Raw genomic sequence first — 18,874 nt, 5'->3', positions numbered from 1 at the left:
CTAAGCAGCTTGTGGGTCAGCTTGGTTGCTGGACTTATTTCCAGTCCATCAAGTCCCCGGCTAACGAGAAGTTCATCAGCGACTTCCAGGCATGGTTGGCAAAGAGCGACGTTCCTGGAATCGTGAAGGAAGGCCGTGTGACCTGCTCCCCGATGGTACTGAGCTATGTGGGTGTGTATCTGTGGAAAGCCGCTGTAGAGAAGGCAGGATCCTTCGAAGTGGACAAAGTGATCGCCGAACTGGAAAAGGGCATCAGCTTTGACGGCCCTGGCGGAACGGTGACGAGCCAGAAGAACCACCACGTGACCAAGAACGTCTTCATCGGTGAGACGAAGGCCGATGGTCAGTTCAAGATTTTGAAGTCGTATGACAACGTCTATGGCGAGCCCTTCCTGAAGGGTACGTTCAAGGCTAAGTGAGATTCGGATTAACTGTTGATTATCCATGAAAGGCGGTCCGTTAACAGCGGGCCGCCTTTTTCTTTAAACCCTGAGATGAGGAGAGTTCACGCGATGACTTGGCACTGAATGTGCGATGCCAAGGCTTATCTTCCGACCTGCATTTGATATGAATAAAGCCTGGTTCCACGGTATCTTTGTCGCTCTCATTTTCACGCTAGGGCTGGCACATGCGCAGGAGACTAAAAGCGCCCGCCAGATCATTGCTGAAGCTGTTGTGCTTACTGATGACAGCGATGCGCAAGTTGCGCTTGTCAACTCCTTGACAGGAATGGGTGATCCAGAAACGGAGCCCTTGCTGACACTGTGGAAAGAGGGTGGCATTTATTTGCTGCCTGGAGCGGACGGTGTGAAGATTCCTGTGACGCTGGCTGGCGATCCTGATGCTACAAAGAAGGAATCCGCAGTCCGTCTGGATAACAAGGAGCCCTATAAAGATGCAGCGGGTGCGGTTGTGCGAGTCGCCTCCAATACGGAGATCGCAGAAACGGATAGCAGCATCCGTCGCGCGATGAAGGCGGTCATTGATTTGTCCAAGCTGGCAGCACCTGATGCCAAGGACCGTCTGATGGCCATCTCTCAGCTCGGCATGGAAAGAGATCTGACTAAACTGCCGATTCTGGAAGGTCGCCTCAAGCTCGAGAAGGATGGTGCGGTGAAGCGTGCGATCCAAGAAGCCATTGCACTGACGCAACTGCGGAGTCCAGATGTGGCGGTGCGGCTGGCTGGTTGTAAGGCCTTGGAGGAAATTCATCCATTGAGCGCCAAGGATGCGTTGGAAGGCATCATTAAGGAGTCTGAGAAGGCGGGTGACAAGGAGCTGTTGTCTGCGGCCAAGAAGGCTCTGGCGGCCGTGGAGGGTCATCGCTCAACGGTAAACTTTTTTGGGACACTCTTTCGTGGGTTGTCTTCGGGATCTGTTCTGCTGGTGGTGGCTATCGGCCTGTCCATTACGTTTGGCCTGATGGGGGTGATTAACATGGCGCATGGAGAGCTGATCGTAGTGGGAGCCTATACCTCTTATGTGGTGCAATGTGTGTTTGCTGAAGGGCTGGCACTTTCACCCTTTGGGATCAAGATGACTCTACCGGGTATGAATACCACGGGCTGGGTGTATGAGATGTATTTCGTTATCGCACTGCCGATGGCTTTTATAATGGCGGCGCTTGTCGGGCTGGCGCTGGAGCGCGGAGTGATACGGTTCCTTTATCGCCGACCGCTGGAAAGCCTGCTGGCGACGTGGGGTGTATCGCTGGTTTTGCAGCAGCTTTTCCGGATGATCTTTGGGTCTAACAATGTGCAGGTCAACAGTCCTGCCTGGCTGAGCGATAACTGGACGGTCAATGACGTGGTCTTCGGTTGGAACCGGGTATTCGTGATTGGCTTTGCGGTGCTGATCGTGATCGGCACATGGCTGCTGCTGACGAAGACACCCCTGGGGCTACTCATCCGAGCGGTGATGCAGAACCGTAACATGGCGGCTTGTCTGGGTGTACGGACGGAGCGCGTGAACATGCTGACCTTTGGTTTTGGCAGCGGGCTGGCTGGCTTGGCTGGCGCTTTCCTTTCACAGATCGGCAACGTGGGGCCGAACCTGGGGCAGAGTTACATTGTGGATGCCTTCATGACTGTGGTGGTTGGAGGGGTGGGCAGCTTGATTGGCACGGTGGCCAGCGCACTTGGCATCGGGGTGGTGGACCAGTCTCTGCAGCAAATTTTGGGCAATCCGGTGTTGGGCAAAATCCTTGTCCTGGGGGCCATCATTCTCTTCCTGCAATGGCGTCCCGCCGGGCTATTTGCAACCAAGACCCGCAGCCTGGAATCCTGAGCGAACATTTCACGACCTACCTGTTTCATGACACACTCCCTGCTCGTTCGTCCCATTGCGAAAAAAGAATGGACCATCACGGCGGTCTTCGCCTTTTTCTTCATCGTGCTGATGCCGCTGATGAATTACGCTGGTTGGATCAGTGATTTCACGATCAACCTTTGGGGCAAATACCTCTGTTACGCCATGCTGGCGATCAGTGTGGATTTGCTCTGGGGGTATACTGGATTATTGAGTCTGGGCCAGGCGCTGTTTTTCTCGCTCGGAGGATACATGATGGGGATGTATCTGATGCGGATGATCGGGGACATGGGGCAGTATCACAAAGATATGCCGGACTTCCTGGTCTTCCTGGGCTGGGAGCAGTTGCCCACTTTTTGGAGGCCGTTTAGCAACTTCCCGTTTGCGATGGTGATGATGTTACTCATTCCTGGTATTGTCGCTTATGTATTCGGCTGGCTGGCCTTCCGTTCACGGGTTCGTGGGGTATACTTTTCGATCCTGACGCAGGCGCTGACCTATGGCGCATCTTTGATGTTCTTCCGCAATGACATGCTGATGGGTGGTAACAACGGATTCACCGATTTCCGTTTCATCTTGGGTTACGACATCCGCAGCCCGGAGACTAAGCGCGGTATGTTCATTGTCACGGCGGTGGTACTGTCCATGACGTATGTGGGGCTGCGCTGTCTGACCCGAAGCCGCTTCGGCCTGGTGCAACAGGCGGTGAGGGACAGTGAGAACCGGGTGCTCTTCAGCGGTTATTCATCGCCTAACTTCAAGTTGTTCATTTTTGTCCTCAGTGCGTTGATCGGCTCCATCGGTGGCGCTCTCTATGTGCCACAGGTGGGAATCATTAACCCGAGTGAAATGACGACGGAGAAGTCCTTGGAGGCGGTCGTCTGGACAGCGGTGGGGGGACGAGGAACATTGATCGGGCCTATCGTCGGTGCGGTGAGTGTGAATGCGCTCAAGAGCTGGGCAACGCGGGCTTACCCGGATATGTGGCTCATTATCCTCGGTGGCATGTTCATCATCGTGGTGCTGTTTTTGCCCAAGGGCATCGTGGGGGTCCCGGGCATGGTGCGGGACTGGTTGCAAAAAAGAAACCGGCATAAGGAGCCTGACGATGCCGTCATCACGAAACCCGAGGAGGAAGCCGTTTAATTCATCGTCATGGACCACCCTCTTATTCTCAACGCGGAAGGCGTGAACAAATCCTTCGCCGGTTTCAAGGCTATCACCGATCTCAATTTTTACCTCACTGAGGGAGAATTGAGGACCGTTATCGGCCCGAACGGAGCCGGGAAGACGACCTTCCTGGATCTCATCACGGGCCGGACGAAGCCGGATACTGGCACGATCACCTTTGGGGCTCTGACTGAACTGGTGCCACTGAGCGAGCATGAAATTGTGCGCCTGGGTATTGGCCGGAAGTTCCAGACGCCGACTGTTTATACGGACCACACCGTTTTTGAAAATCTGCTGCTGTCCCTGGAAGGTGTGCGTGGTGTTTGGCAGACGCTTTTCAGCAAGACGACGAGTACGGACATCGACCGGATCGACGAGATCCTGAAGATCATCAACCTGGGCACACGCCGCACGGATCTGGCGGGATCACTATCGCACGGCCAGAAGCAATGGCTGGAGATCGGCATGCTGCTGGCGCAAAATTCCAAGCTGCTGCTTATTGATGAGCCGGCTGCGGGTATGAGCGACAATGAGACGGCGCTGACCGGAGAGCTGCTGCTGAAACTCGCGGGCAAGCACAGCATCATCGTTATCGAGCACGACATGGTTTTTGTGAAACAGATCGCCACCGGTCGCAAGGTGACGGTACTGCACCAGGGCAGCGTGCTCTGTGAAGGCAGCGTGGATGCTGTGCAGAATGATCCGCGCGTGATCGAAGTGTATCTGGGACGCAAGAAAGCCGCTTAACGACATGCTCACACTCTCCTCCATCCAAGCCTCCATCGGCGGCAGCCGCATCCTGCGCGGCGTTGATCTTACTGTTCCTGACGGCCAACTTTGCTGTCTGATGGGCCGCAATGGCGTCGGCAAAACAAGTACGCTGCGCACCATCGTGGGCCTTTTCAAACCTGATGCTGGCAAGGTGATGCTGGCCGGGACAGACATCACCCGTATGGCTCCTGAAGAGCGCGCTCGCCTGGGCCTAGCCTATGTGCCACAGGGGCGGGATATATTCCCTTTTTTAACTGTCGAAGAGAATCTGATGCTGGGTGCTACGGCGCGGGGACTGAAGAACAAGGAAAAACTGGATCGTATCTTTACCCTGTTTCCCATCATCAAGGAATTTCTGCCACGCAAAGGCGGAATGTTGAGTGGTGGCCAGCAGCAACAGCTCGCCATTGCCCGAGCTCTGCTGACGGAGCCAAAGGTATTGATTCTGGATGAGCCAACGGAAGGTATTCAACCCAACGTGATCGACCAGATCGGCGATGCTTTGAAGATTCTTCGCTCGGAGGATAAGATGAGCATTCTGCTGGTCGAGCAGTATTTGGACTTCTGCCGTGAACTGGCGGATGTGTTTTACATCATGGATCGTGGCACAGTGGTTGCTGAAGGTGGGGTGAAAGATCTCACTGACGAAGTGGTGAAAAAACATCTCACTGTCTAATGGACTGCCAGATCTGCATCCTTTATGCCTGACCATTCAATGTTCTCTCCTCGCACGACAAAGCTCCGCCTGAGCGCCTGTCTGGCTGCACTTTCGGTGCTGCTGCTGACGGTGCTTCCGCTGCATGCCCATCATCTTCCACCTAGCATGGAGGATGTGGATGAGTTTGAAGACGGGGCTGCATTCATGGCCGGGCTGCGGCATCCCCTGCTGGGGATGGATCATTGGATGTTTGCCGTCGCCATCGGTGCTCTTGCTGTAGCCGCTGCGCGTGGTCAGTCTTCTCGTGGATGGATGGGGGCTCTGGTTGGGGGCGTGGCCATGGGGGGCGCGCTGGGGGCTGGGCAGGTGATTTTGCCAACGGTTGAATCCAGCCTGCTAGCGGTGATGGCGTTGCCTGTTTTACTTTTAGTGACGAGAGAGAAGATGCCTGCCCTGATGCAAATGGGGCTGGTGGCCATGGCTGCAGTCTGGCAGGGAAATGTGCACGGGCTGGCGTGGCCGATGGAATCTGTCGCCGGTGCCTATGTGGCAGGTATCGCCGTGACGACGCTGCTGCTGGCGCTCTCTGGTGCTGCGGTGGTGAAGGTTGCGAAAAGTGGTCTTGCCATGCACCGTTCTTCCACGATCCTCCCGTTCTGATCTGCTATGCATTTGTCTCCGCGCGAACAGGAAAAGTTGCTCATCGTTGTGGCTGCTGATGTGGCACGGCGTCGTCGTGACCGAGGGGTGAAGCTGAACTACCCAGAGTCCATCGCCCTCATTACGGCTGAGATTATGGAAGGTGCGCGCGATGGCCGTACAGTCTCTGAACTTATGAGCTACGGGGCGACGATCATCACGCGTGCCGAGGTGATGGAGGGCGTAGCTGAAATGATCCACGAAGTGCAAGTGGAGGCCACCTTTCCGGATGGAACGAAACTGGTGACCGTGCACAATCCTATTGTGTAGCTTTTAGCCACTGACGCCAGCTACCGTGGCTGGTGATGTCCTGGGCGGAGTCGGCAACAATGCCTTCGCAGACGAATCCACAGACTTGACTGCCATCGGCAAGCTGAACTTTCCCCAGACCCAGAGGCGCGCCGATGCCCTCCAGGAATGAGCCGACGGTGGACTGTGGGATTTCCCAGACTTCCATCTCAATGGCGGAGCCGCCCTCGCTAACACGTACCATGCCTGGGCGGTCCGGGATGCGACCGCTGCCAGGCAAGAGATAGAGCTGATAAAGAGGGGCGCTGTGGGTGCGCTGGACCAAGCGTGCAGAGCGTTCGCTCAACTGCCAATGCAGAGCCAGGCCTTCCATGTGGGCCCCACAGACGGCGATCTGCATCATCGGCACTTTCTTTTCCGCAGCGGGTATGACCGGCAGAGCCGCGCTGCTGCTGGGCGTGGTGGTTTTGCCGAGAGGCAGTTTGACCGCAGAGTGGAAGTGGCCAGCGCAGCCGAGCACCAGGGCATCCCCACAGGCGGGAGCATAGAAGGTGACGCCCCAAGGAAGGCCGGTGTCCAAAAAGCCCGCAGGCACGGCACACCCGCAGAGGTCCAGCAGGTTCATGAAATTGGTGTAGCGACCAAGGTTACTGTTGAGCTGGATCGGCTCGTCCTCGACCTCGGCCAGAGTATAGATGGTGCCGGTGGTCGGCATGAGGAGAACATCTGCCTGATTCCAAGTGGCCTCACTGATGCGTTTCAATTCAGCCAGGCGATATTGCGCCTTGAAAGCCTCAATGGCTGTTCCTTTGAGCCCGCCTTTGATAATGTTACGCGTGACAGGCAGGATGGACTCTGGATTTTCGGCAATGAGATCGCTGATGACGGCGGCACGCTCAGCCACCCACGGACCTTCATAGAGCAGGCGGGCGGCATTCAAGAAGGGAGAGATATCCGTCTCGACGATCTGCCAGCCCATATCCGCCACGGTTTTCACAGCCGATTCAAAAAGGCGTTTGGCAGACTCATTGCCAAAGAAATCAAGCTGGTCCATGGGCGGGACACCGATCCGCGGAGGCCAGGCAGGCTCGCGCAGCATGCAGCGTTTTCTGGCATAGGCATCGGCTTCATCAAAAGAGGCCGTGAGGTTATAAACCAGTGCGGCATCGGCTGCGGTGAGGGCAAAGATGGAGACACAATCCAGGGTGCGGCAGGCCGGGACCACACCGCTGCAACTCAGGACGCCGCGAGTGGGTTTCAGGCCGACGAGATTGTTGAAGGAAGCTGGCACGCGGCCTGAGCCTGCGGTATCAGTACCCAGGGCGAAGCTGCACAGACCCTTTGCCACAGCAACTGCGGAGCCGCTGCTGCTGCCGCCAGGGATGTAACGGGCATCGAAAGCATTTTGCGGGACGCCATAGGGCGAGCGGACGCCGACGAGGCCAGTGGCAAACTGATCGAGGTTGGTTTTCCCCATGGGAATGGCACCCGCTTCGATCAGGAGATTCACGACATAGGCGCTTTCCTGGGCTTCGTAGCTCCAGGCCGGGCAGGCAGCCGTGGTGGGGAGGCCCACGCAGTCAATATTGTCCTTGATGGCAAAAGGGATGCCGTAGAGCGGTTTGGTATCTGGGGACTCCCCCTCCAGGGCACGCAAATAGTGTTGCAAGTGTTGCAAGGAGGGACGGTTGATCCAGATGGACGGATCATCTTCCGCAGCCCGTGCCCAGACTTCGAGGATGGTTTTCTCAGGGGTGCGGCGGCCTTCGCGATAGGCTTTTAACAAGGTGGAGATCGAAAGATCTGGGGTCATGCAATAACGGTTAGGAGGGTTTGGCCGGGGGTGACGGACTGGCTGTCTTTCACATGCAACGCAGCCACTGTGCCAGACATGGTGCTGGTGACTGGGATCTCCATTTTCATCGCCTCGATGATGAGCAAGGCCTGGCCTTCTTCGATGCGGTCGCCAGCCTTGACGAGCATCTTCCACAGGCTGCCGCTTACTGGGCTGACGACGGCTTCCTGGCCATCGGGGATGATGACCTCAGCCTCGATGCTGCCATTGCCAGTTGCAGACTCCGTGACATCCAGTCCGGCGATGCGCCAGCGTTCACGCTCAGCGGCAAAGGCTTCGCGCTGCATGCGGCGGAAGTTTTCAATGTCGGTAGCTTCCGTCTCCAGGAAATCCAGATAATCACTCAGCTTGAAGCTGCTGGGTTCAATGCGGGGTGTGTAACGTCCTGCCGGGAAATCGCGCCGAAGCTCCATTAGCTCCTCCGCACTGACGAGGTAAAAGCGAACTTGGTCAAAGAAGCGGAGCAGCCAGGGTTTGCCCGCTTCGAAGACATCGGTCACACGATCTCGATTCCACATCTGGATGGTGCGGCCGACGAATTGATAGCCGCCGGGGCCCTCCATGCCGTAGATGCACATATAAGCTCCACCAATGCCGACAGCGTTTTCCGGGGTCCAGGTGCGTGCAGGATTATACTTGGTAGTCACCAAACGATGACGTGGATCCAACGGTGTGGCGACGGGTGCGCCCAGATACACATCGCCAAGCCCCAGGACGAGGTAGCTGGCATCAAAAACGATGCGCTGAACCTCAGCGATGCTTTCCAAGCCATTGATCCGGCGGATGAATTCGATATTGCTGGGGCACCAGGGTGCGTCAGGCCGGACTGACTGCATGTATTTATCAATGGCTAGCTGCGTCTGCGGATCATCCCAGGACAGAGGGAGATGGATGATGCGGGAGGGGACTTCCAGATGCTCTACATCATCCAATGATTCGATGAGGCTGGTGATGAGCTGCTCTGCCTGGGCCAGACGCAGGCTCTTGCCATCCACATGGATCTGCAAAGACCGGATGCCTGGGGTGAGATCAATGATGCCGGGATGGGCCAGATCTTGAAGTTTCAGATAGACGGCATGAACCCAGAAACGAAGAGCAATGTCCAGCACAAGAGGACCGAATTCGATGAGAAGGTGACGGTCACCTGTCGGACGGAAGACAATATCTGGGCGTACGTCGGTGGCGGGAATGTGGCGGCGGATGGCGCTGGCAGGAACGTGGTGCTGGGCACTCACAGGTGGGCTGCTGTGGCCTAACAGGGATTGCTCAATTTCGTCACTCAGAGATTCGGCTTCATCCAGAGTGATGGAGACAAAGGTGACGCGGTCTCCTGGTTTCAACTGCCCTATTTTCCACAGGTCAGCATGTGCCACGACGGCCGGGCAGACGAAGCCGCCGAGGCTGGGGCCGTCCGGTCCGAGGATGATGGGCATGTCACCGGTAAAATCAATGGAGCCAATGGCATAGGCATTGTCATGAATGTTGGAAGGGTGCAAGCCTGCCTCTCCGCCGTCCGTGCGTGCCCATTGGGGTTTGGGTCCAATGAGACGGACGCCTGTGCGGGCTGAGTTGTAATGCACTTCCCACTCGGTGCTGAAGAATGTTTCAATGTCCTGAGGGGTGAAGAAATCGGGCGCACCGTGAGGGCCGTAGATGACACGGATGGCCATTCTTCCCTGCGCGTCCGGCATGGCTTCCGGTAAGGCGAAAGGATGAACTGCCGCGAGAGAAACGGGAGCGGCAGTAAAAGTCGTTTTTCCCAAATGAAGCACGTCGCCGACGCGTAAGGCACGGCCTGCATGGCCACCGAAATTCCCCAACGTGAATGTGGAGCGGCTACCGAGGTAAAGAGGCACATCCAGCCCGCCCTGAACGGCCAAGTAGGCGCGGCAGCCTTGCGCCGTCACCCGGCCCAGTTTGAGCGTCTGGCCAGCATTGAGAGTGACAGGTTGCCAGAAAGGGATGGGGGTGCCGTCCACCTCGGCACTGAGGGCGGCGCCGGTGAGACAGATGGTGGTGGCTGCATTGAAACGGAGCGTCGGGCCGGCCAGGGTGATCTCCAGGCCGGCGATGCTTTCTTCATTGCCGACGAGACGATTGGCGATGCGCAAGGCCAGCGGATCCATGGCGCCCGAGGGAGGGACGCCGATCTCCCAGTAACCGATGCGGCCTGGAAAATCCTGCACGGTGGTCTGCACACCGGGAGCTAAAACATCAATGGTGGCAGGCTGGTAATGAAACTTCGTGGCCAAGGCACGGGTGGTGATGCAGCCTTCAGTAAAAAGCGGATCACGAATGACCTGGCGCAGATAGGCCAGGTTTGTTTCGATGCCGCTCAGGCGGGTGGCATCCAGCACCTGCTGCATTTTTATAACGGCCGCTGCGCGGTCGGGGGCGTGGACGATGATCTTCGTCAGCAAGGGATCGTAGTAGGGGGTGACTTCGGTGCCTGTGCTGATCCATCCATCACAGCGTGCATCCGCAGGGAGAGTCACCTCTGTCATACGTCCGCAACTCGGCTGGAAGTCCTTGTGGGGATCCTCCGCATAGACTCTCACCTGGATGGCGCTGCCACGGGGGGAAAAGACATAATCTGACAGACCGAAGTCTTCCCCTGAGGCTGTGCGAACCATCCACTCCACCAGATCCAGGCCGGTGACGGCTTCGGTGACGGTATGTTCCACCTGAAGGCGAGTGTTTACCTCCAGGAAATAAAACTCATGGGTATCCGTATCGTAAACAAACTCGACCGTGCCTGCGGAGCGATAGTTGACCGACTGGCCCAAACGCACGGCGCTGGACCACAAAGCCTGCCTTGTTTCATCCGAAAGGTTAGGCGCGGGGGTTTCTTCGATGATCTTTTGATTGCGCCTCTGGGTGGAGCAATCGCGTTCCCCCAGGGCAACGACGGTGCCTTTGCCATCACCGAAAATCTGCACTTCCACATGGCGTGCATTGAGGACTAATTTTTCCACAAACACACCGCCATCTCCAAAGCTGGATTTGCCCTGCCTGACCACGGATTCAAAGGCAGCGCGTAATGAGTCCTCGTCATCACAGCGTCTCATGCCGATGCCACCTCCGCCTGCTGTGCTCTTCAGCATCACAGGAAAGCCGATGCGTGCCGCCTCGCTGACGGCTTCCTCAGCATCCTTGAGGAGGTCGGATCCGGGGACAAGCGGGACATTGCAGGCCAGCGCGCGCTCACGGGCAGTATGCTTCAGCCCAAAGGCGCGCATTTGCTCCGGTGTCGGCCCCATGAACGACATGCCTGCTTTCTCGCAGGCTTCAGCAAAACCGGAGTTTTCACTCAGCAATCCATAACCAGGATGCACGGCATCGGCTCCAGAGAGGGCAGCCACTTCGAGCAACTTCGCCTGATTGATGTAGCTTTCAGCCACCGGTGCCGGGCCTAACAAATAGGATTCATCAGCCAATGAGACGTGGGGTGAGTCATGGTCCGCCTCTGAATAGACAGCTACTGACCGAAGGCCCATTTTTTTCAACGTGCGGATGATGCGGCAAGCGATCTCCCCACGATTGGCGATGAGGACTTTGGCTATGGGGCGGTGGTCAGTGGACATGGATGTTGGAAAGATGGCAGGCAAATGAGAGCCGCCGTGTGACTTCGGATTTTTCCGGGTTTGTCCGCGGGCTGCCTCGAGCGATACACACGGGATTCCCTGTTTAGTCCCAGATCAGCACCTGGACAGGTGTCGGGTTATAGGCGTTGCAGGGGTTGTTAAGTTGTGGGCAGTTTGAAATCAGGGCGATGACATCCATTTCAGCCCGCATCTCCACGTAATAACCGGGGCCGGAGACGCCATCGGCAAAGCGAAGCTGGCCGTCTGGGCTAACGGGGACATTCATGAAGAAGTTGATGTTGCAGGTGATGTCACGTTTGCCCAGGCCGTGGCTCCAGCATTGCACGCCGCGAATGAAGCTATCACGGCAGGCGTGCATGGGCTCCTTGTCAAAAGCGTAGCGCATGACATTACTTTCCCGTGAGCAGGCTCCGCCGAGGGTGTCATGGTTGCCGCACGTATCCGCCACGATGGTAAGCAGGGGATTTCCACGTGTGGACATCAGTCGCGTGCCGGTGGTCAGATAAAGGGCGGCCTGGTGGCGGATGGTATCGCTGGCGCTGTAGCGTTCCAGGGGATCGTGAGCATTGTAAAACAGGGTGTCTGCGGCTTGGTTTCCTTCCAGATCGACGATGCGCAAAGTCTGTCCACGTTTAACCTCATGCACCCAGTGGTCTCCGGCCAGGATGGTGTGATCATAGATGGCTGTGGCTGCGTTAAGGTCTGAGAAAGCGGGAATGAAAGTGCTCATTGGGCGAGAAGGTAAAAGTCCTCGGTATTGCGCCAGGCGCGGGCATTTTCAGGACGCACGGTAAAGCTGGGATCGTCTGCTGCTGGCGGGTCATTTCGAAACACTTCCAGCCTGACGGGACGGGGGTGGTAGGCAGGGTCTGGATCCAGCGGATGCGGGCAGGTATTGAGCACAACGAGGGTGTCCATTTCGAAACGCAGATCCACGTGGTCGCCAGCTTTTGAGTGGCCGCTGACGAAGCTCAGTCTGCCTGCTTCATCGGCGACGACTTTGCTGAACCAATTGAGGTTAGGCACGAGGTCGCGTTCGCCCAGGCCCCACTTGGATAGCTCGATCAAAAAACATTCGCGGGCATTGCGATGGAAATCGTTGCGCGCTGTCTGAAACGTTTTATCTCCAAATTTCTGGCGGACGAGGGCGGCATCGCTGCCACCGCAGACGGTATCGTGCCAGCCAGTGGTGTCTTGGGTGATGGAAGCGAGAATGCGCCCCATGTCTGAGTGCAGGCAGTAAGGTGCACGGAGGTAGAAGATGTGCTGGCCTTTGAGGGTATCTGGCATGTTGTAACGCTCATGCCGCTCGCTGGCGTGATAAAGCAGCATGCCGATATTGGCACCGCCTTCGAGGTCGGTCAGGCGCAGGGTTTTATGCCTGCCAATGATGCGGGACCACATGCCAGCGCCGCTGAGATCGAGAGTGTAGATGGGATCGGTCATTCGGCTGGGGTTAGTCGGCGGACGGATTCTGTGATGCATCGTCAGGCTGAGTTTGAATCGGGGGCATGAGGGTGCGGCTGAGATTGAGGCGGCCTGCGAGCACGCCCTTGCAACTTAGAAGCTTATTGGCGATCTGGCGCAGGCGCTTGGCCGGGCCTTGCACTAGGATCACTTCCATGGTGTTGCTGTTTTCCAGGAGAACATGCAGGGAGCTGATGACCTGACGGATGTTGTCATGCTGGATGTCGGCGATCTCCTGTTTGAGACCTGGGCGTTTATGATCGTAAAAAAGGGTGATGGTTCCTGCCATCAGGCTGTTTCCTTTGAGGCTGTAATAGTCCGCAATGTGAAGGGAGAGGACCTCCGAGATGGCCTGAGAGCGGTTTTGAAACCCGCGCTCCTCCATAAGCTGCTCAAACTGCTGATACAGGGCATCGGGCAGTGAGATGGTCACTCTCTGCGCGAAGGTTTCAGCTTTGGGCGGTTTATCAGGCATGCTTTTACATAGCATTAAATTTTGTTAGCGTATGAGGAAAGATTAAAAAAGTATGAAGAAAGAAATTGGGGGTTCACATCTTGAATGTATCATTCCACATCATCGCCGACTGTGGTCATGCGCATCACTGGCAGCTTGTCGAACTGGGGTTTGGCATGGCTGTCTTCAGGATGGATGATCGTTTCGAGATGCTGCTTGGTGGCGAGGAATTCGGCTGAGCGAAGCTGCTCATGGTCACGAGGGCGGGGGACGGGAACTTCGACAATTTCACGCACGCGGCCTGGGCGCGGGTCCAGGACGAGGATGCGATCGGACAGGAAGATGGCTTCATCCAGGTCGTGGGTGATGAAAAAGATGGTGATGTCCACATTCTTCCAGATCTGTAGAAGATAGGCCTGCATCTGCTGACGAGTTTGAGGGTCAAGTGCGCCAAAGGGTTCATCCATGAGGAGGATGCGCGGTTCATTGGCCAGAGCGCGGGCGATGGCGGCGCGTTGTTTCATGCCGCCGCTGAGCTGGTGCGGGTAGGAATCTTCGAATTTGTCCAGGCCGACGAGGGCGAGCCACTGCCGTGCTTCGCCTTCATTGGTTAGGCCGCTTTTTCCCGCCATGCGCGGGCCAAACATGACGTTCTGTTTGACCGTAAGCCAGGGAAACAGGGTGTAGCTTTGGAAGACCATGCCACGATCTCTGCCTGGACCTGTGACCGGCTGGCCGTCCACCAGGACCTGTCCTTCGCTGGGTGTTTCCAGCCCGGCGAGAATGCGGATGAGGGTGGACTTTCCGCAGCCTGACTGGCCGAGTACGCACATGAATTCGCGCCTGTGAACCGTGAGGTTGATGTCCTTGAGAGCGACGACTTCTCCGGCTTTGGAATGGAAGCGCTTATATAGGCCGGATATCTGCAGGAGAGGCGGACGGGCCTTGATCCTGTCAAAGCGAGCTTTGACCTCCGGCGACTGGTCCTGATAGCTGAGAGTGGCGATCATGGGGCGAGGGAGGAAGGGGATGCTGCATGTTCAGCCTGGCCCGGGTATTTCTGTTTCATGCCTTTCATGAGGCGGGCGCTGATCTTGCCCATGAAGCCTTGCTTTGGCTGATCCACCCAAGGGAAAAAGAAGCGAGAGAGAAAGCCCAGGATTTGATCCATGCAAAAGCCCGAGAGACCGATGAGAAGGATGGCCGGATAGACGATATCAAACTGGAAACGGCGGCCGTGAGTGTCAATGACTTCGGCGAGGCCGCTCTTGAAACCTAGCAGCTCGGCAATCACAAGCCAGGTCCAGGCAGTGCCGAAGAGGAGGCGGAGATCGTTGTAAAGATTTGGAAGGATGCCTGGGACGACGACATTTAGCAAAAGCTGTCTCTGGTTGGCTCCCAGGGTCTGGGCAGCTTCGAGGAGGGAGCCATCCAGCCGCCGGGTGGTCTTGGCGATGGTGAGCACGGCGCAGGGCAGGGTGCCGAGAAAAACGAGCATGATCTTCGGCCCCAGGTCGAGCCCGAAGATGGCCATTAGAACCACCCCAAAAGCAGGTGCGGGCATGTAGCTGAAGAAGTTGGCGAAAGGCTCAATGAGCTTCGAGAAAAAATCAAAGGTGCCAGCGATGACCCCCAGTGGTACAGCGACGATGATGGCGAGCAGGAAGCCGAGAACGATGGTGCGCCAGGATTCTCCATAACGCTGCAGGAGTGTTTTGCGCTCAGCGCCTTGCTCGCTGCTTTCCGCACTCACGGGCCGGTCGGCCGTGATACCTTCCCAAAAGGAAGTGGCCACCACATCCGGTGGCACGAGGTAAACGGGACGCGAGACTTCTTCAGAAGATTCCGGCAGAAGTTTTAACAGGGATTCGGTGGGCCATACGGCACCTGATTTTTTGAGCATCTCGGCATTGGCTTCAATGATCTCTATGTTGTCGTCAGAAAGCTCCCGTCGGGTTGCCTTTAGTTCACCTGCTGCGAGTTTCAGCCAGACCTGGCGGATGGCTTCGTCATCCGTTTCCTGGCTTCGGGTGAGCCAGCCGTTGATCACCGCAGGTGAATGAAGCTGGCGCAGGATTTTTTTGTTCTGCCTCGCCGTTAAAGGGATCGGCTGGCCAGATTCGCGGGCTTTGAGGATCTCTTCATTGTCCTGCTGGATGGCCTGGGTAAATTTTCCCCAAGTGGTGGGATCCAGTCTGTCGCCGATGATATAGACACTTTGAAGTCGTGAACTCTCGGCGGAAAGGATGACTTGATGGGCCACTTTCCACCATGGCCCATAAGCAGCTATGCTCCAGATCAGCAGGGGCAGGATAAAAGAAAGGGCCATCAGCAAAGTGGCCCGTGACTGTTCCAGATCTTTCCGCACTCCAAACCAATGTCTGCCTGACGAAGTAGCCATGAGAAGGAGTGCGGATGAAGAGGTGCCGAAATTATTTGGCCAGCACTTCTTTAGTCAGTGTGGGATCCAGGTAGGCAGCGATGTCCAGGGGTTCCTTGTAAACACCGAACTTCACATTGAAGTCATCCACCACTTTGGTGGAGCCATAGATGGAGCCGAGGCCGTCCGCTTTTTCCCAGACCTTCAGTGCTGCGGCGGGAGAAAGAATCTTGGTGCCTTCGAGCAGTGGTTCATACTCGGCTGGCTTGACGCCGACACGCTCGGCCAGGATGGCGAGGGCTTCGTCCAGGTTTTTTTCGTCTTCCATGTAGGCGACGATGCGATACCAGACTTTCACCACTTTCAGCCATTCGGGACGGCGGGATTTCACACTGGCCATGTCGCAAAAGAGGCCGTCATAGATCAGGCCGGGAGCGTCTTTAGAGGAGAAGACCGGTTTGGATCCGGGCACCAGTTTCAGAGCTTGACCGGAATTGGGCTGCCAGGCGGCGATGGCATCCACCTCACCGGAGGCAAAGACCTGCGGGGTGTTGTTGGTGGGGGTGTTTTTGATGGTGATGTCACCTTCAGCCATGCCATTCATTTCCAAGCCTTTCAGTAGGAGCAGATGCTCCACGAAACCTTCCTCCAGAGCGACGGTTTTTCCCTTCATGGCTTTGAATGAATCGATGCCGGGCTTGGCCACGATCATGTCATTGCCGTTCGAAAAGTCGTTGAGGAGGATGGCGACGGAAGGTTTGCCTGTGGCACCTGTGACGAGGGCATCGCCATTGGTCACGCAAACCGCGTCCAGTTTGCCTGCGGCGTAGGCTTCCATGGATTTCACATAGTCCATCCACACAAATTCAGTCTCCACGCCCTCTTCTTTGAACCAGCCTTTTTTAATGCCAATTTCCCAGGCCACCCAGCCGGGCCAGTCCGAGTAACCAATTTTTAATGGCTCCGCCGAGAGGCTGGCCAAAGGCATGAGAAAGGGCAGGAGCAGGGCGAGAACTTTTCGTTTCATGGGGAAGGCGGAGGTGAGATGCGATTGCAGATCATTCAAAAGCACCCCTTATGCCAAGCCCTGCCCGGCATCCCCGCGCTTCATACGATTCACCCAGTGCTTTCACAACATTCCCGGCGTTTTATCGAAGGGCTTGCATGCTTCCTGCTTTGGGTCGGAAATTGAATGCTCATTCCCGGCGAAATCATCCATCCCCAAGGTGCTGGCGACCTTGAAGCCAATGTCGGCCTAGCCACGCTGAAACTGACTGTTGCGAATACGGGAGACCGTCCCGTGCAGGTCGGCAGCCACTTTCATTTCTATGAGGTGAATACCTCCCTGGACTTTGACCGGGCGGCTGCGCTCGGCTTTCGGCTAAACATCCCAGCGGGGACGGCGGTGCGCTTTGAGCCTGGTGATACACGCGAAGTGGAAGTGGTCGCCTTCGCCGGAAAACGCGAGGTCTATGGCCTCAACAATCTTGTCAACGGACCCCTGCCCGCATGAAGATCACCCGCAAACAACACGCCAGCATGTTCGGCCCCACTGTGGGCGACCAAGTGAGGCTGGCCGATACGGAACTTTTCATTGAGGTGGAGCGTGATCTCATCGCTGAAAAGGGTGGCTATGGAAATGAAGTGAAATTTGGCGGAGGCAAGGTGATCCGCGATGGCATGGCACAGTCATGTTTGGCGCTGGATGCCGATTGCCTGGATTTGGTCATCACGAATGCGACGATCATTGACGCCGTGCAGGGCATCATCAAGGCGGACATTGGCATCAAGTATGGCCGCATTGTCGGCATCGGCCATGCGGGGAATCCCCTGTTGCAGGACGGAATCGATATGGTCATCGGTGCAGGCACCGAAGTGATTGCGGGTGAAGGCTGCATCATCACGGCGGGCGGCATTGACACGCACATTCATTTCATCTGCCCCCAGCAGATCGACCATGCACTGGCCAGCGGTGTCACGACCATGATTGGCGGTGGAACAGGTCCCGCCCATGGTACGTATGCGACGACTTGTACTCCAGGCATTTGGAACATGCACCGCATGCTGGAAGCAGCGGATGAGTATCCGATGAATCTGGGCTTCCTTGGCAAGGGCAATTGCTCCACACCGGAGCCTCTGCGTGAGCAGGTGCTGGCCGGTGCCATCGGCCTGAAGCTGCATGAAGACTGGGGCACGACTCCGGCAGCCATTGATACCTGTCTGGGCGTGGCGGACGAACTGGATGTGCAGGTGGCCATCCATACGGATACTTTAAATGAAGCCGGATTCGTGGAGAGTACTCTGGCTGCTTTTAAGGGACGCACCATCCATACCTATCACTCTGAAGGAGCGGGTGGAGGGCATGCGCCGGATATCATCCGAGTCTGTGGTGAGGCGAATGTGCTGCCTTCCTCCACGAACCCGACGCGGCCCTTCACCGTCAATACTATTGATGAGCATCTGGACATGCTCATGGTCTGCCATCACCTGGATTCGAAGATTCCCGAAGATGTGGCTTTTGCCGAATCCCGCATCCGTCCGGAGACCATCGCGGCGGAAGATTTGTTGCATGACCTCGGGGCCATTTCCATGATGTCCAGTGACAGCCAGGCCATGGGACGGCTGGGAGAGGTGATCACCCGCACGTGGCAGACCGCGCACAAGATGAAGGTGCAATTTGGCAAGCTGGACGGGCCTGTGCACAATGCGGCGGATAATTACCGCGCTATGCGGTACGTGGCCAAATACACGATCAATCCGGCCATCACTCACGGCATCTCCCATGAAGTGGGTAGCATTGAGGTCGGAAAGCTGGCGGACCTTGTGGTGTGGAAACCGGCCTTCTTTGGTGTGAAGCCTGAAGTGGTACTGAAAGGTGGCATGATCGCCATGGCTAACATGGGCGATCCGAACGCCAGCATCCCCACGCCGCAGCCCATGCTGTATCGTCCCCAGTTTGCCGCCCATGGCCGGGCCAAATACAGTACCAGCGTGACATTCATCAGCCAGGCGGCGATGCAAAGCGGCGTGGTCAAAAACCTTGGCGTCAATAAACGCCTGAGCGCTGTGAAAACCTGCCGCACGGTGAGCAAACATGACATGCTGTGGAACAACTACCTGCCGAAGATCGAGGTGGATCCAGATAGCTACACCGTGAAAGCCGACGGCCGCGAACTGCGCTGCGAACCGGCCAGTGTGCTGCCGATGGCGCAACGGTACTTTTTGTTTTGAGGGCGAGGGGTAAGTATTTCCCCCGGCA

Annotated in this window: 17 protein-coding genes; 9 read left to right on the top strand and 8 right to left on the bottom strand. The window is 56.7% G+C overall.

Annotation, left to right across the window (positions count from 1 at the left end; all coding sequences use genetic code 11):
- The 7 genes from EI77_RS17285 to EI77_RS17255 form a co-directional block, all read left to right on the top strand.
- The coding region (locus tag EI77_RS17285) for a transporter substrate-binding protein (RefSeq protein ID WP_166647327.1) at nt 1–419 on the top strand (419 nt) is incomplete at its 5' end.
- Between the two features lie 148 nt (nt 420–567).
- Nucleotides 568–2,286 carry an urea ABC transporter permease subunit UrtB gene (gene urtB, locus EI77_RS17280; RefSeq protein WP_133796549.1) on the top strand — a complete coding sequence of 573 codons (1,719 nt, stop codon included), beginning with the start codon at nt 568–570 and terminating at the stop codon, nt 2,284–2,286.
- Nucleotides 2,287–2,313: 27 nt separating this feature from the next.
- Entirely contained in the window at nt 2,314–3,453 is a 1,140-nt protein-coding gene (gene urtC / locus EI77_RS17275) for an urea ABC transporter permease subunit UrtC (protein ID WP_133796548.1), read from the top strand.
- A 9-nt stretch (nt 3,454–3,462) separates the two neighbouring features.
- The gene (gene urtD, locus EI77_RS17270; protein WP_133796547.1) at nt 3,463–4,224 is read left to right on the top strand and encodes an urea ABC transporter ATP-binding protein UrtD; all 762 of its coding nucleotides are present in this window, start codon (nt 3,463–3,465) and stop codon (nt 4,222–4,224) included.
- Nucleotides 4,225–4,228: 4 nt separating this feature from the next.
- A complete protein-coding gene (urtE, locus tag EI77_RS17265) occupies nt 4,229–4,924 on the top strand; it encodes an urea ABC transporter ATP-binding subunit UrtE (protein WP_133796546.1) in 696 nt (231 codons plus the stop codon).
- Nucleotides 4,925–4,948: 24 nt separating this feature from the next.
- Entirely contained in the window at nt 4,949–5,566 is a 618-nt protein-coding gene (locus EI77_RS17260; RefSeq protein ID WP_133796545.1) for a HupE/UreJ family protein, read from the top strand.
- 6 nt (nt 5,567–5,572) lie between these two features.
- Nucleotides 5,573–5,875, top strand: a complete 303-nt coding sequence (locus EI77_RS17255; protein WP_133796544.1) for an urease subunit gamma — start codon at nt 5,573–5,575, stop codon at nt 5,873–5,875.
- Here the strand turns inward: EI77_RS17255 and atzF are convergent.
- The 8 genes from atzF to EI77_RS17215 all read right to left on the bottom strand — a co-directional run bounded on the left by atzF (nt 5,865) and on the right by EI77_RS17215 (nt 16,642).
- A complete protein-coding gene (atzF, locus tag EI77_RS17250; RefSeq protein WP_133796543.1) occupies nt 5,865–7,667 on the bottom strand; it encodes an allophanate hydrolase in 1,803 nt (600 codons plus the stop codon). The two genes, EI77_RS17255 and atzF, sit on opposite strands and share 11 nt — an antisense overlap.
- Nucleotides 7,664–11,293, bottom strand: a complete 3,630-nt coding sequence (gene uca / locus EI77_RS17245) for an urea carboxylase (protein WP_133796542.1) — start codon at nt 11,291–11,293, stop codon at nt 7,664–7,666. The genes atzF and uca overlap by 4 nt, the downstream gene beginning before the upstream one ends.
- A gap of 103 nt (nt 11,294–11,396) precedes the next feature.
- On the bottom strand, nt 11,397–12,044 hold the full coding sequence (locus EI77_RS17240) for an urea amidolyase associated protein UAAP2 (protein WP_133796541.1): 648 nt from the start codon (nt 12,042–12,044) through the stop codon (nt 11,397–11,399).
- Entirely contained in the window at nt 12,041–12,760 is a 720-nt protein-coding gene (locus EI77_RS17235) for an urea amidolyase associated protein UAAP1 (protein ID WP_208300394.1), read from the bottom strand. The genes EI77_RS17240 and EI77_RS17235 overlap by 4 nt, the downstream gene beginning before the upstream one ends.
- Before the next feature lie 10 nt (nt 12,761–12,770).
- The gene (gene nikR, locus EI77_RS17230) at nt 12,771–13,256 is read right to left on the bottom strand and encodes a nickel-responsive transcriptional regulator NikR (protein ID WP_133796539.1); all 486 of its coding nucleotides are present in this window, start codon (nt 13,254–13,256) and stop codon (nt 12,771–12,773) included.
- An 89-nt stretch (nt 13,257–13,345) separates the two neighbouring features.
- Complete coding sequence (locus EI77_RS17225; RefSeq protein WP_133796538.1) at nt 13,346–14,245, bottom strand: ABC transporter ATP-binding protein; 900 nt, start codon at nt 14,243–14,245, stop codon at nt 13,346–13,348.
- On the bottom strand, nt 14,242–15,564 hold the full coding sequence (locus tag EI77_RS17220; protein ID WP_166647325.1) for an ABC transporter permease: 1,323 nt from the start codon (nt 15,562–15,564) through the stop codon (nt 14,242–14,244). Before EI77_RS17220 ends, EI77_RS17225 begins: the two co-directional genes overlap by 4 nt.
- A 103-nt stretch (nt 15,565–15,667) precedes the next feature.
- Entirely contained in the window at nt 15,668–16,642 is a 975-nt protein-coding gene (locus EI77_RS17215) for an ABC transporter substrate-binding protein (RefSeq protein ID WP_133796536.1), read from the bottom strand.
- Nucleotides 16,643–16,807: 165 nt separating this feature from the next.
- Here EI77_RS17215 and EI77_RS17210 point away from each other — a divergent pair, with 165 nt between their 5' ends.
- A complete protein-coding gene (locus EI77_RS17210; RefSeq protein WP_133796535.1) occupies nt 16,808–17,128 on the top strand; it encodes an urease subunit beta in 321 nt (106 codons plus the stop codon).
- Nucleotides 17,125–18,846 carry an urease subunit alpha gene (gene ureC, locus EI77_RS17205; RefSeq protein WP_133796534.1) on the top strand — a complete coding sequence of 574 codons (1,722 nt, stop codon included), beginning with the start codon at nt 17,125–17,127 and terminating at the stop codon, nt 18,844–18,846. Before EI77_RS17210 ends, ureC begins: the two co-directional genes overlap by 4 nt.
- Nucleotides 18,847–18,874: the final 28 nt, after the last annotated feature.

The organism is Prosthecobacter fusiformis (genome assembly GCF_004364345.1).
Taxonomy (GTDB): domain Bacteria; phylum Verrucomicrobiota; class Verrucomicrobiia; order Verrucomicrobiales; family Verrucomicrobiaceae; genus Prosthecobacter; species Prosthecobacter fusiformis.
This window is presented reverse-complemented; position numbering and strand designations above follow the sequence as displayed.

What these genes read in the sequence shown, in the direction of transcription:
- urtB (WP_133796549.1), top strand. Translation starts at nt 568, where the DNA reads ATGAATAAAGCCTGGTTCCACGGTATCTTTGTCGCTCTCATTTTCACG.
- urtC (WP_133796548.1), top strand. Translation starts at nt 2,314, where the DNA reads ATGACACACTCCCTGCTCGTTCGTCCCATTGCGAAAAAAGAATGGACC.
- urtD (WP_133796547.1), top strand. Translation starts at nt 3,463, where the DNA reads ATGGACCACCCTCTTATTCTCAACGCGGAAGGCGTGAACAAATCCTTC.
- urtE (WP_133796546.1), top strand. Translation starts at nt 4,229, where the DNA reads ATGCTCACACTCTCCTCCATCCAAGCCTCCATCGGCGGCAGCCGCATC.
- EI77_RS17260 (WP_133796545.1), top strand. Translation starts at nt 4,949, where the DNA reads ATGCCTGACCATTCAATGTTCTCTCCTCGCACGACAAAGCTCCGCCTG.
- EI77_RS17255 (WP_133796544.1), top strand. Translation starts at nt 5,573, where the DNA reads ATGCATTTGTCTCCGCGCGAACAGGAAAAGTTGCTCATCGTTGTGGCT.
- atzF (WP_133796543.1), bottom strand. Translation starts at nt 7,667, where the DNA reads ATGACCCCAGATCTTTCGATCTCCACCTTGTTAAAAGCCTATCGCGAA.
- uca (WP_133796542.1), bottom strand. Translation starts at nt 11,293, where the DNA reads ATGTCCACTGACCACCGCCCCATAGCCAAAGTCCTCATCGCCAATCGT.
- EI77_RS17240 (WP_133796541.1), bottom strand. Translation starts at nt 12,044, where the DNA reads ATGAGCACTTTCATTCCCGCTTTCTCAGACCTTAACGCAGCCACAGCC.
- EI77_RS17235 (WP_208300394.1), bottom strand. Translation starts at nt 12,760, where the DNA reads ATGACCGATCCCATCTACACTCTCGATCTCAGCGGCGCTGGCATGTGG.
- nikR (WP_133796539.1), bottom strand. Translation starts at nt 13,256, where the DNA reads ATGCCTGATAAACCGCCCAAAGCTGAAACCTTCGCGCAGAGAGTGACC.
- EI77_RS17225 (WP_133796538.1), bottom strand. Translation starts at nt 14,245, where the DNA reads ATGATCGCCACTCTCAGCTATCAGGACCAGTCGCCGGAGGTCAAAGCT.
- EI77_RS17220 (WP_166647325.1), bottom strand. Translation starts at nt 15,564, where the DNA reads ATGGCCCTTTCTTTTATCCTGCCCCTGCTGATCTGGAGCATAGCTGCT.
- EI77_RS17215 (WP_133796536.1), bottom strand. Translation starts at nt 16,642, where the DNA reads ATGAAACGAAAAGTTCTCGCCCTGCTCCTGCCCTTTCTCATGCCTTTG.
- EI77_RS17210 (WP_133796535.1), top strand. Translation starts at nt 16,808, where the DNA reads ATGCTCATTCCCGGCGAAATCATCCATCCCCAAGGTGCTGGCGACCTT.
- ureC (WP_133796534.1), top strand. Translation starts at nt 17,125, where the DNA reads ATGAAGATCACCCGCAAACAACACGCCAGCATGTTCGGCCCCACTGTG.